This window comes from Yeosuana marina (assembly GCF_011762485.1).
GTDB classification, from domain to species: domain Bacteria; phylum Bacteroidota; class Bacteroidia; order Flavobacteriales; family Flavobacteriaceae; genus Yeosuana; species Yeosuana marina.
On record NZ_JAAKGI010000002.1, the window covers coordinates 1 to 13,547 of the forward strand.

A 13,547-nucleotide genomic window follows, 5' to 3' on the forward strand; every position below is an offset into this window, starting at 1 on the left:
CCAACGCCATTAACACTTGTGGAAACAACCAATATCAATGCGAATTGTAATTTTGGAGCTCAAGTAAGTGTAACAGCAGGTGGGGGTACACCAAATTACACCTATGCATTTGTAGAAAATGGTGTAGGACCAATAGCTACGGATTATACATCAAGTGCTAGTGCGGTATTAGATCCAACAACCAATACAGATTGGGATGTTTGGGTGATGGATGCTAACGGATGTACAACCCAAATAGATGTTGTTATTGATACAGACCCATTACCAACGGTAACGGTTCCAGCAGTAGCATCAAATCAATGTAATTTAACTGGAGATCCTTACACGTTTACAGTAACAAGTCCTACTGGAGTCGGACCTTTCACCTATTCAATAGGAACCGGTTTTCAATCAAATCCAACATTTACAGTGTCAACACCAGGAACTTATAATGTAACCCTTAAAGACGCAAATGGTTGTACAACTTTAATGCTAACAGATGTAATTATTTATCCTGCATTAGATGTAACGCCTGCAATAACTACGTTACCAAGTTGTTCTGAAGGAGATGGTGTAATTACTGTAACAGGTTCAGGAGGTTCAGGAAACTATGCATATAGCATAACTCCTTCTGCATCTATAACGCAAACAGGTAATGTATTCTCAGGTTTGTCATCAGCAACTAATTATACAGTTACTATAGAAGATACAACAACTTTATGTACAAAAGATGTAATAGTGAATTTACCAACAGCCACTCCTGTAACTTTTACAGCGACATCGTCTGATGTAAGTTGTAATGGCGGAAGTGATGGCGGTATTACTGTAAATTTACCAGCAAGCAACGATAATCCGGTTTATACCTATGAGATTACAGCAGGACCTACTACGGTAGCTACTCAAACTTCAAATTCTTTTTCTGGATTGGCTGCTGGAACCTATACAGTTTTAGTAACCTCTGGTAGAGGATGTACATTATCACAAGATGTAACGGTAAATAAGCCAAATCCTATAGTAATTTCAGCACCTATAGTGGTTGATTATGCTTGTTCAACAGGTACAAACACAACCAATTTTGCAACTATTACCGTTAATACTGTAACGGGTGGATCCGGTACATACGCCAATTATGAATTTATAAAGAATGGAACTGTTGTTCAGTTTAGCAATAATAATGTATACACTGAATCGGATTTATTAGGAGGCACATATACAATTAATGTTTATGACGATAATGGATGTTCAGGTACAACAACTGCTACCATAGCACCTTATATTCAACTAGATACAATCAATGTAACTATTGATAATGACATTACGTGTACAAATGATGAAGATATTACTGTTTCGGTAAGCAGTATTGGTGGTACACCAACAAATTTAGAATATACATTAGAAGATTTTGCTGCCATTTTACCTACTCAAACGAATACAACAGGTATTTTTACGGCATTGCCAATAGGAAATTATATAATTACTGTTACCAATTTAGATACAGGATGTAGTTTACAAAAAGTACATTATATAAGTGATCCAAATACGTTTGATCTTACAATAGATTCAGTTGTTGATGTTACTTGCTTTAATGATTCGGATGGTAGTGTTAATGTGACGTTTATTGATAGAGTGCCTACGCCAACAGACGAGGCAGGTATATTTGATTATACTGTTACTGATGCTTTAAGTAACCTAGTTACTTCTGGAACATCAACAAATGCAGGTCCTGTGTCCATATCAGGATTAGCATCTGGAACCTATACTATAAATGCAACTTTAACAAATGCACCGTATTGTTCAGTAAGTAAAAACTTTACAATTACAGCGCCAACAGCAGCTTTAGCTATTTTTGAAACCCATACAGAAATTACCTGTGTAAGCGGTAACAATGATGGCTCTATTTCAGCAACAGCAACGGGAGGCTGGCCAGGTGGTTATGAATATCAATTGGAACTAACTTCTGGTACTATTATTACTCCGTTTAGTAATGTGTCTAATTTTAGTGGTTTAACAGCAGGAGATTATGTAGTTAGTGCAAGAGATTCTAGAGGCTGTATTGCTTCAGATGTTGTTACATTAGCAATACCAATACCAATATCAGCAACGGTAACTCCAAGCACAAATTTATTATCATGCTTTGGAGACACTAATGCGAGTATCACAGTGAGCGGAGTAGCAGGAGGTCAAGGAAGTAATTATACCTATACACTGAATACAATTTTACCAAATCCTAGTACGTCAGGACCTCAGTTGTCACCTGTATTTACAGGATTAGGAGCTGGTACTTATACAGTAGATATAACCGATGGCTATAACTGCGCATTTACATCTGCTAATATTGTAATAGCAGAACCAGCTCAAATACAATCATTATTAGTAAAATCAACATCTCAAACATGTTTAACAGGTACAACACTTACATTAAGTGCTACAGGAGGAACAGGAAATTATGAGTATAGTGATACGGCTGCATTTACAACAGTTTTAGGATCATTTGTATCATCAACTACAATTAATGTGACTCCAGGAACGTATATGTATTATGTACGAGATGCTAATGGTTGTTATGCTAGTGTGTCAAATCAAATAAAAATAGATCCGCTTCCACCATTAGTGGTTTCTGTAGACGCTACCAATGCATTTATTAACTGTGCTGGAGATAATACAGGTGTCATTGTAGCAACTGCTCAAGGTGGTCTGGGTAGTTATGTGTACACATTACAAGATAATTTAGGAAATCCTATTCCCGGAGCCGTACAAAATACACCAGGTGTTTTCACCAATCTTTTTGCTGGAAATTATCAGGTGCAAGTAGATAGTGGAGATTGTAATACAGTATCGACTGTAATAGCTATAACAGAACCAGCGTCGCCACTAACAGAAAGTCATACGTCATTCGATGTTACTTGTAATGGGTCTGACAATGGAGTATTAGAAATAAATGCTTCAGGTGGAACAGGAGTTATTAAGTATGCTATTTCACCGCAATTAAATCAATTTTTTGATACACCAACCTTTGATCATCTTGCGCCAGGAACTTATGATGTAATTGTTCAAGACGAATTAGGTTGTTACATCGTATTTAATTTCACAATTAATGAACCAAACCCACTGATGGTTAACATCGTTCCGGGATCATTAATTCCAGAAGTTTGTACAGGTGATTTGAGTGGTGAGTTTAGTATTGATATTACTGGAGGAACCGCACCTTATAGTGTTGCTTTAGACGATATTAATGCTGCGTATACAACAGGAAACTTAGCTCAAACACAATTCGATTTTACCGGATTAGCAGGAGGTGATCATGTGGTTTATGTAATAGATGGCCAAGGTTGTGAGTCTGAATGGAATATCACATTCCCAGAATCTGTTATAATAGATCCAGAGGCAGTTGTTGAATATGGATGTGTAAATAATATGTCTTCTAATACCGTTACGGTAACTATAGATGCCAGTATTACCAATCCTTCAGATGTAGATTACTCCCTTGATGGAGGTCCATATCAGGCTAGTAATATATTTATTGATGTAGCTCCAGGAACACATGTTATTGATGCAAGACACACGAATGGTTGTATAAAATCAACTGCACCGTTTGTTATTGATCAAATAGATCCATTAGCAATGACTATAGATGATACCCAGATAAATCAAATTGTAGTTACAGCTACTGGTGGTTCAGGAATATATGAATACGCGTTAAATGGCGAATCCAACGGTAGTTCAAATACATTTGTTATTTATCAGTCTGGAGACTACACAGTTTCGGTAACAGATAGTGATGGTTGTACAACTGAAATCACAAGGTATTTTGAATACATAGATATTTGTATTCCAAACTATTTTACACCGAATGGAGATGGTGTTACAGATGATTGGGCTCCAGGATGTACCATAACATATAAAGATCTTGAGTATTCAATTTTTGATAGATATGGTCGAAAAATTGCCACAAAACGTCTAGGACAAACATGGGATGGTACCTATAATGGAACACCATTACCAACTGGAGACTATTGGTACGTAATAAAATTAAATGATAAAAATGATGATCGTGAATTTGTTGGACATTTCACTCTTTACAGATAAATAAAATTAGCAATTATGCCCTCAAACCTTAAACACACACACATGCAAAGACTAGTTATATATCTGTTTCTCATTGTTATAGCCAAAGGTTATAGCCAAGAGCTTAATTTGCCTGTATTTACTCAATACCTGGCAGATAATGATTTTGTGGTGTCTCCAACATATGCTGGAATAGGCGATAATTTAAGAATAAGGGCTAATGGGTTAACACAATGGGTAGGTATTAAGGATGCTCCAGATAATCAGTCGTTGTATGTTGATTTTAGAATTGCAGACCGATCTGGTGTAGGAATATCTTTGTATAACGATAGCAACGGATATACTAAGCAAACAGGCGTTAAGTTTTCGTTTGCTCATCATATTATTTTAGACTATTATTCTAAACAATACTTGTCATTTGGTATTTCGTATAATATTAATAATTTTAAAATTGATGTCAATAAGTTTGATACAACATACGAAATACCCATTTTAGATCCTTTTGTAACTGATAATAGAGCGACTTCAAATAATAACTTTGATGTAGGTATGTTGTATAGGAATAAAGGGTTTTACTTAAGTTTTAATGCAAGTAATATTTTAGATAAAAAGGTTGCAGATTTTAGAGTTTTAGAACCAAGTTTGCTATTGAATTACCAAATCTATTCAGGTTATAAAATTAAGGGGTCTAAAGGAAGTAGGGTAGAAATAGAACCTTCTGTGTATTATCAAATGTTTAGCAGTGATAAACGGTCTAGTACAGATGTTAATATAAAATACAGAAAATATAATAGAAATGAAGATTATTTCTGGGCAGGCGTATCTTACCGTTTTCTTAATGATCAATTTTTTAAACCTTTAAATGTAGGCCCTATGGCCGGGTTTAAAAAGTCTAATTTTTATTTTGGGTACTCGTACCAAATAACGACTAACGATTTGTCAGGTTTTAATTCTGGTACCCATGTGGTTACTATTGGTTTCGACTTTTTACAATCAATCAGTAATTGTCCGTGTACACAAAGTCCCATACATTAATGCCATTTTTTGTTAAAATATTTTACCTACATATAAGTTTCGAAATTTTTAAAGTACAAAAATTAAAATTTTGTAAATAATTGTATTTTAGAGTGTTAAGTATTAATATAACGTTGTAGTTATGTCTTTTTTTACAAAAATTAACATTATTTTAACATAAAATCCTTTCAGTATAGCGGTTGTTTTTTAACCTTATCGGCAAACACAATTTTCATGAAACTTATAAAAATTAAAAGAAAAACTAAATTAGAAAAGCGTTATAGTATTAAGATGGGTGAATTAAGTACAAATGTTACTTATATCAGAAAGTATTTACTTGGTTTACCAGTTAAAACATTGCATAAATACCGTGAAACTTATTACGGTGCAATAAAAGATTGCGAGGATTGCTCAATAGCTCGGTAATCAACAAAACATAAAAAGCTTACAAAGATTAAAATATTATCTATTCAAGGTAATTTCTATCAATTTTTTAAAACAATTTAATGAAAGTATTAGTAATTGGAGCAGGTAACATGGGGCTTACCTATGCTCAAGGTATGTCTAAATCAAAACTTCTTAAAAAAAGAAATATCATGATTTTAGACACTTCCGAAGAAAAAATTAAAGAATTAAATGAGATTTCTCACTTTGATGTCTATAAAGATTTAAAGGACTGTGTTCCATTTGCAGACATTGTTTTTATAGCTGTTAAACCCTATCATTCAGAAGAATTATTTAAAGCAATAGCACCTTTAGTAAATAAAGAGCAAATTATTATATCAATAATGGCTGGTATTACTATTGATTATATGAAAGACTTAACAGGTCTTGATAAAGTTGTAAGAGCTATGCCAAATTTACCAGCTCAGATAGGTAGAGGATTAACCTCATATATAGCCTCAGAAGCAGTGTCAAAAGTAGAACTTATATTAGTTGAAAATCTATTAGATACTACTGGAAAATCTATTTTAGTAAGCAATGAAAACTTTATTGATGCTTCAACAGGTATTTCGGGTAGTGGACCAGCATACGTATTCTACTTTATGCAAAGTATGATGGAAGCTGCGCTTCAAATGGGATTTTCAAAAAATATTTCAAAGGTACTAGTAAGTGAAACGTTTACAGGGGCAGTAGAATTATTTAATCAAGCAGATCATTCGCCTAATAAATGGATGGATATGGTAGCATCAAAAGGTGGTACCACACGAGCCGCTCTTGACTCAATGGAAGATAATAATGTAAATGAATTAATAAAAGAAGCCGCATTTGCAGCATTTAACAGAGCTGTTGAATTAGGAAAATAAGATGGAAAAATACAAAGAAAAAATAGTGATTAAAGTTGGTACTAATGTTATGACCAACAAAGATAAACGAATAGTAAGACCTGTTTTAAGACGATTGGTAAGACAGATTGCTGAACTCTATGAGCGTGATATTATTACAATTCTCGTGTCTTCTGGTTCTGTTATTGCTGGAAAAGAAGTCTTAGGACGATCAAAAATAAAAGATAAAACGCAAAGAAGACAAGTATATTCTGCCATTGGACAACCTAGAATGATGCGCTTGTATTACAATATTTTTATGGATTATGGTATGAAGTGCGCTCAAGTGCTTCCAACTAAAAGAGATTTTAGCCCAGGAGTTCATAGAGAAAATATGATAAATTGTTATGAAGGATTATTGTCTGAAGGCGTTATTCCTATTTTAAATGAAGATGATGCCGTTTCAGTTACCATGTCCATGTTTTCTGATAATGACGAGTTAGCTAGTTTAGTTGCTCAACTAATTAATGCCGACAAACTTATTATTTTAACAGACATTGATGGGTTGTATGATGGGCATCCAGATTTAGATAGTAGTAGTCTTATCGAGGAAGTTAGTTCAGACGACAATGTAGACAAGTATATTAAGGAGAGCCATAAAGGTGAAGCAGAAGGTAGAGGAGGCATGGGGTCTAAATTAGACTATGCAAAACAAGCAGCTTCAAATAGCATTCCTACATTTATAGCAAATGGAAAGCGAGACAATACTATTATTGATATTATTGATGGTAAAAGTGTAGGAACAAAAGTTGTTTCATAGATTTTTATTTCAAATTCATAGAAAGCAAAAGTATTCTCTTAATAGCCCGTTGTTTATTTGATTAACATTTTATCATGTTAACAAAATCAAAAAAGCAATGGGTTATTTATGTTATTTTTTTTATAAATATAAAGGCTTATGATTTAAATCATGAAATTTATTGGCTAATAATTGATAAGTTTGCAACTTAAAAAAATAAAATATGGTAAATGATAATAATAAATGGAACCATCCATACAAGCCAGCAAAGAAGTACGATAAAAAAGTAGCTTATTTTAGTATGGAATTTGGTATCCATCAAGCATTGAAAATTTATTCCGGCGGATTGGGCTTTTTAGCAGGTTCTCATATGCGTTCTGCTCATGAACTTAAACAAAATGTGATTGGAATTGGAATGCTATGGAAATATGGATATTATGATCAAGCTAGAAATGAAGACCAAACACTTCGTACAGATTTTATAGAAAAATCATATAACTTTTTAGAAGATACAGGCATTGAAGTTTCTGTAGAATTACATGACAATCCTAATGTTAGAGTTAGAGCTTATGTGTTAAAACCAGAAATTTTTGGTTCTGTCCCTATTTATTTATTAAGCACAGATATAGATAGTAATGATTTTTTATCAAGAACCATTACCAATCATTTATACGATGCCAATGAAGTAACTAGAGTGTCTCAAAGTATTGTCCTTGGTATTGGAGGAGCAAAAGTAGTTGAAGCTCTAGGAGGTGCAGACATCTATCATTTAAACGAAGGGCACGGGTTACCGGCTTTTTATTATTTAAGAGATCAAGGTGTTAAACGTAAGCAATTTGTTTTTACAACGCATACACCAGAGAAAGCTGGTAATGAAGAGCGAGAAGGAGAGCATTTAAATCGCTGTGGTTTTTTTGGTAGAAAGCTTTCTCATGAGGAGCTAGCAAAGGAAACAGTAAATAACGGTATGATTAATTATACAGTTTCTGCTTTAAGAATGGCAAAGAAAGCAAATGCTGTGTCAAAATTACATGCAGTTGTTGCTAATGATATGTGGAAGGATTTTAGTGATATTTGCGAAGTCATTCCTATTACCAATGCTCAAAATCAAAACTTCTGGCAAGATGGAGAGATTAAAAATGCTTGGAAGAAAAGGAGTAGTAAAGCTTATCTAAAAAGAAAGTTAGAACTTAAAAAAGAACTGTTTGACGAAGTTTTGAATCAAACTGAAAAACTATTTGATCCAAATGTATTAACCATCGTTTGGGCAAGGCGTTTTGCCGGTTATAAGCGTGCAGATTTATTATTGTACGATTTAGAACGCTTCAAGAAGTTAATTTCAAATTCTAAATATCCAGTACAAATCATTTGGGCAGGAAAACCTTATCCAAAAGATTTTTATGCGATTGATATATTTAATCATTTAGTAAATCATTCTAAAACGGCTTCAAATTTAGCTGTTTTAATAGGATATGAAATAGATTTATCTAAGATGCTCAAAGAAGGATCGGATGTTTGGTTAAACACACCTAGAATAACACGAGAAGCTTCAGGAACAAGTGGAATGACGGCTGCTATGAATGGTTCTGTGAATGTTTCAATAAATGACGGATGGATTCCTGAATTTGAAAAAAATGGTGAGAACTGTTTTGTGTTACCAGAATTAGACCATAATATGCCTGTTTGGGAGCAAGATAAGATAGATGCTGATAATTTGTATGATATTCTTGAAAACAAAGTACTTCCAACGTATTATGATAAACCAAAGGAATGGCAAAAAATTGTATTTCAAGGAATTGATGATGTTATTCCAGAATTTTCAAGTCATAGAATGGCAGAACAATATTACCAAGAACTTTATAAATAAGATACTTATTATTCAATTTAGAAAGGCAAGCTAGTTTAGCTTGCCTTGTCTTTTATAAAGAATACATTTTAAAAAATTAAAAATCACATTAATAGCGACTACAAAAACAAGTTGACACTTAAGGTTTTTGTAAATTTGCAGGCTTTATATTGGTTATTTAATCTACTATGGAATTAAAAGTTAAGCAGAGAATTGCTTTAGGCGTTTATTTTTTTCTAACCGGTGCTAGTTTTGCTACATGGGCTTCACGAATACCTACTATCAAAACATTTTTTAATTTTAATGATGCGCAGCTTGGTACAATTCTTTTAGCAATGCCAATTAGTTCTTTAATAGGGTTGCCTATTTCGGGTTGGTTAGTATCAAAATTTGACAGTAGAACACCACTAATCATTTCTTTTGTTTTCTTTTCTGTAGCACTAACCTTAATTGGTTTTGCAACAACTCCTTTTTTACTAGTAGTAGCTATTTGTCTTTTTTCATTTTGTATGCGAATTCTAAATATTGCTATTAATACGCAGTCAATAACGTTACAGAAAAAATTTGAGAAGCGTATTGTAGGATCTTTTCATGGCCTTTGGAGTACTGGAGGTTTAGTAGGCGTGGCATTTTCAACTTTAATGGTAAAAATGGGAGTCTCAATACATGCCCACTTACTGTCCGTTTCATTATTAACATTAATAACAGCGTTAATAGTCTATAGGTTTACTTTAAAGAATGATAAATCTACAACAGGAAATAAGATAATTTTTGGAAAGCCAGATCCTTTTATTTTGTATTTAGGATTAATTATTTTTTTAGCAGCTATTTGTGAAGGAGGCATGTTTGACTGGAGTGGCGTATACTTTAAAGAAGTTATTAAAGAAGAGGTGTTTACATATGGTTACCTTTCTTTTATGGTGTGTATGGCAATTTCTAGATTTTTTTCAGATAATATTATTCAAAAAATAGGGATGCAACAAACATACATTTTAAGTTCTTTTATCATTATTACAGGAATTTTAACAGCAATTTTATTTCCGTTCTTTTGGACTTCATTGTTAGGATTTTGTTTGGTAGGGTTTGGAACAGCTGCCATTTTTCCAATGACGTTTGCATTAGCAGGAACCTCAAATAAGTATTCACCAGGTATGGCTATTTCAATCATTACAACCTACGGAATACTAGGCATGTTTATTGGGCCACCAGTCATCGGGTATTTAGCTCATGCTTTTGGTTTAAAAAACGCCTTTTATATTTTTGTTGCTATTGGTCTTCTTATCATTCCTTTTTCAAGACAGTTTTTTCGGTATCAATCAAGACAAAAGTAATTTTTAATCTTCTCAATTTTAATTTCAACAAACTTATTTCAAGGGTTTCTATTTGTAAAAGGTGCATATAGATTTTACAAGTGATAAAATAACAAACAAATAAGGTAAAAATGATGTTTTAAAAAGGCATGGTAAATCTTATATTTTGAATATTAAATAGGTTCTTAATAAACATGATAAATTGTAATTGTTTAATGAAACATAAAGTAAACAGTTTTATACGCCTAAAAAGAAACATTGAATGATTAGCAATTAAAAAGCTCTTGATTTTTTCAAGAGCTTTTTCTATTAATTTTGTATATAAAGTATGTATTTAATTTTCAACAATCTCAACTTCAAATAATTTATCCCAACGTTTGCCAGTTACAAAGATGGTTTTTGTTTTAGGGTTATAAGCTATCCCATTTAAAACGTCTAAACCTTTGTGTTGAGTAACTAGTTTTTTTAATGGAGAAAAATCAATCACAGCAATTACAGCACCATTTTTAGGGTTTATAATAGCCACGCCATCTTTTTGATATCTGTTGGCGTAAATTTCACCATCAATATATTCCATTTCATTAATCTCTGTAATTTTTCCTTTATTGGTGTATACTTGTATATAGTCTTGTTCAACAAGCGTTTCTGGGTTTAAAGTCCATATTTTTTCGGTACCATCACTTTTATAAATGATATTGTTATTATGGCATAGACCCCAACCTTCTTTGCTGGTTCCGTATTTAAAATTATTAAGTTTTTTAAACGTATTAACATCATAGATAAATCCAATACCTTTTCTCCATGTTAATTGGTATATTTTGTTATTTAAAATGGTAAGACCTTCTCCAAAATACTCATCAGCAAGATTTACATTTTTTAAAATTTCACCAGTTTTATAATCAACTTTTCTAAGTTTAGATTCTTTGTATTGCCCCGTGCTTTCGTATAAAGTATCATTAAAAAATTCTAAACCTTGAGTATATGATGTAATATCATGTGGATATTCATTAATTATTTTATAGGTATAGATCTTGGGTTGTTCATTATTTAAAATAATGATGTTCTCGTTAATTGATTGCTGTTCCGAATTAAAATAAACAGTAGCAACAATCGTTTGTTTTCCTAATTTAAAATTATTTAATGCTGTTGATACTCCAATTTTTCTACCATCTAAAGAATACGATATGGAATCAATTGTATGGTTTTTTGGGTTTTCTAAAGATAGCCTTAAGGTATCACTATTAGAAAAGGTATTGTTTTTTGAGTTGGTGTTTAATTTAAAATCGCTTTTTTTTTGTCCGTTATTAGAGCCACATCCTATAATGATAAGACTTAAAAATATGATAGTGAGGTATTTGTAAAATTTCATTGTTATTGTAAATTTTAAGCAAGATATTTATTTAAAATCAGTTTAAAAAATCATTGTGAAAATTTTAAAAGATTGTATCTTTGCACTCGGCAAGTCCTACACAACCAGCTCCTGTTGAATCCTCCAGGTCGGGAACGAAGCAAAGGTAAATGGTCGTAGCGGTGTGATGTAGGTAGCTTGCCTTTTTTTATGCCTTTTTACGAAATTAGAAATCCTTATCGTTAAGCTTCAATCAATTAATTTTCATCAATTTTTGCGCAAAAATTTTCTTTTTGAGTGCAATTCTCAAATTCATTGTTAATTTTACATTTTTAATTGTTAATTCTCAAACATGTCTAAAGTTGTTTTAATTACTGGTGGATCTTCAGGTATAGGAAAATCTATAGGTGAATTTTTAACTCAAAAAGGGTTTATTGTTTACGGAACTAGTAGAAATCCAGAAAACTACCCAGATAGTCAATTTTCGTTGTTACCCTTAGATGTTAAGGATGTAAAAACCATCGAAAAAACGGTTAGTACAATTATTGAGAAAGAGGGTAAAATAGATGTAGTGATAAATAATGCAGGCGCAGGAATAACCGGGCCTATTGAAGAAACACCAGAAGCAGAAATTAAAGCCAATTTTGAAACAAATTTTTATGGCCCCATTAATGTTATCAAGACTGTTTTGCCACAAATGCGAATTCAGAATTCAGGTTTAATTATTAATATAACGTCTATTGCTGGTTATATGGGATTACCATATCGAGCTATTTATAGCGCAAGCAAAGGAGCTTTAGAGTTAGTAACCGAAGCTTTTAGAATGGAGTTGAAAGGTTTTAATATTAACATGACGAATGTTGCTCCCGGAGATTTTGCCACTAATATTGCCGCAGGAAGATATCATGTGCCGTTAAACGAAGTGTCGCCATATTTAAAGCCTTACGGAAATACGTTAGATTTAATGAATGCACATGTTGATAGCGGCAGTGACCCGAATATGATGGCCAAAGCTATTTTCAAAATTATGAATACTAAAAACCCAAAAGTGCATTATAAAGTGGGTGCTTTTATGCAGAAGTTTTCTATCGTTTTAAAGCGAATCTTACCAGACACTGTTTACGAAAAACTTTTGATGAATCATTACAAGTTATAAAAAGTCAATTTTTATGATAATAAGTTAAAAATCTATTATTTAGAAGACTCTTATTATTGTAAATTTGCCAAAAGAATTTAAAACAAACTTAAAACAAGTATAAAATGAAATTTTTTATTGATACCGCAAATCTAGACCAAATTAAAGAAGCTCAGGATCTTGGAGTTCTTGATGGTGTAACTACAAACCCATCGTTAATGGCTAAAGAAGGAATCACAGGTCATGATAATATTATGAAACACTATGTTGACATTTGTAATATTGTAGATGGCGATGTGAGTGCAGAAGTGATTGCAACAGATTTTGATGGAATGATTCGCGAAGGAGAAGCTTTAGCTGAATTACACGATCAGATAGTTGTTAAGTTACCTATGATTAAAGATGGTATTAAGGCTTGTAAATATTTTTCAGAAAAAGGTATAAGAACTAATGTAACACTAGTATTTTCTCCAGGACAGGCCTTATTAGCGGCTAAAGCAGGAGCAACCTACGTATCGCCATTTATTGGACGTTTAGACGATATTTCAACCGATGGGTTAAACTTAATTTCTGAAATTAGACATATCTATGATAACTATGCATTTGAAACTCAAATTTTGGCGGCTTCTGTTCGTCATACTATGCATGTTATTGATTGTGCTAAACTAGGCGCCGATGTTATGACAGGACCTTTAAGTTCTATTGAGGGCTTATTAAAACATCCTTTGACTGATATAGGTTTAGCTAAGTTTTTAGAAGATTACAAAAAAGGAAATTAAATTTTCT

General features: G+C 32.6%; 10 protein-coding genes and 1 other RNA gene. 10 read left to right on the forward strand and 1 reads right to left on the reverse strand.

What is annotated here, in order from left to right:
* The 7 genes from G5V56_RS02905 to G5V56_RS02935 form a co-directional block, all read left to right on the forward strand.
* The coding region (locus G5V56_RS02905) for a T9SS type B sorting domain-containing protein (RefSeq protein ID WP_166961136.1) at window positions 1-4,065 on the forward strand (4,065 nt) is incomplete at its 5' end.
* A 42-nt stretch (window positions 4,066-4,107) separates the two neighbouring features.
* Window positions 4,108-5,079 carry a PorP/SprF family type IX secretion system membrane protein gene (locus tag G5V56_RS02910; RefSeq protein ID WP_166961139.1) on the forward strand — a complete coding sequence of 324 codons (972 nt, stop codon included), beginning with the start codon at window positions 4,108-4,110 and terminating at the stop codon, window positions 5,077-5,079.
* Between the two features lie 213 nt (window positions 5,080-5,292).
* On the forward strand, window positions 5,293-5,484 hold the full coding sequence (locus tag G5V56_RS02915) for a hypothetical protein (RefSeq protein ID WP_166961142.1): 192 nt from the start codon (window positions 5,293-5,295) through the stop codon (window positions 5,482-5,484).
* Between the two features lie 80 nt (window positions 5,485-5,564).
* Entirely contained in the window at window positions 5,565-6,365 is an 801-nt protein-coding gene (gene proC, locus G5V56_RS02920; RefSeq protein WP_166961144.1) for a pyrroline-5-carboxylate reductase, read from the forward strand.
* A 1-nt stretch (window position 6,366) separates the two neighbouring features.
* A complete protein-coding gene (proB, locus tag G5V56_RS02925) occupies window positions 6,367-7,143 on the forward strand; it encodes a glutamate 5-kinase (RefSeq protein WP_166961147.1) in 777 nt (258 codons plus the stop codon).
* 202 nt (window positions 7,144-7,345) lie between these two features.
* Window positions 7,346-8,989, forward strand: coding sequence for an alpha-glucan family phosphorylase (gene glgP, locus G5V56_RS02930; protein WP_166961150.1), 1,644 nt, complete (start codon window positions 7,346-7,348; stop codon window positions 8,987-8,989).
* A 167-nt stretch (window positions 8,990-9,156) separates the two neighbouring features.
* A complete protein-coding gene (locus G5V56_RS02935; RefSeq protein WP_166961153.1) occupies window positions 9,157-10,299 on the forward strand; it encodes an MFS transporter in 1,143 nt (380 codons plus the stop codon).
* Window positions 10,300-10,612: 313 nt separating this feature from the next.
* On the opposite strand, the gene G5V56_RS02940 is transcribed toward G5V56_RS02935, so the two are convergent.
* Window positions 10,613-11,647, reverse strand: a complete 1,035-nt coding sequence (locus tag G5V56_RS02940; protein WP_166961158.1) for a glutaminyl-peptide cyclotransferase — start codon at window positions 11,645-11,647, stop codon at window positions 10,613-10,615.
* A gap of 87 nt (window positions 11,648-11,734) precedes the next feature.
* Here G5V56_RS02940 and ffs point away from each other — a divergent pair.
* From ffs to fsa, 3 genes are all read left to right on the forward strand, one after another.
* Window positions 11,735-11,833: signal recognition particle sRNA small type (gene ffs, locus G5V56_RS02945), an RNA gene on the forward strand.
* Window positions 11,834-11,978: 145 nt separating this feature from the next.
* Window positions 11,979-12,782: an SDR family oxidoreductase gene (locus G5V56_RS02950; protein ID WP_166961161.1), complete on the forward strand. Its 804-nt coding sequence runs from the start codon at window positions 11,979-11,981 to the stop codon at window positions 12,780-12,782.
* 104 nt (window positions 12,783-12,886) lie between these two features.
* The gene (gene fsa, locus G5V56_RS02955; protein WP_166961164.1) at window positions 12,887-13,540 is read left to right on the forward strand and encodes a fructose-6-phosphate aldolase; all 654 of its coding nucleotides are present in this window, start codon (window positions 12,887-12,889) and stop codon (window positions 13,538-13,540) included.
* Window positions 13,541-13,547: the final 7 nt, after the last annotated feature.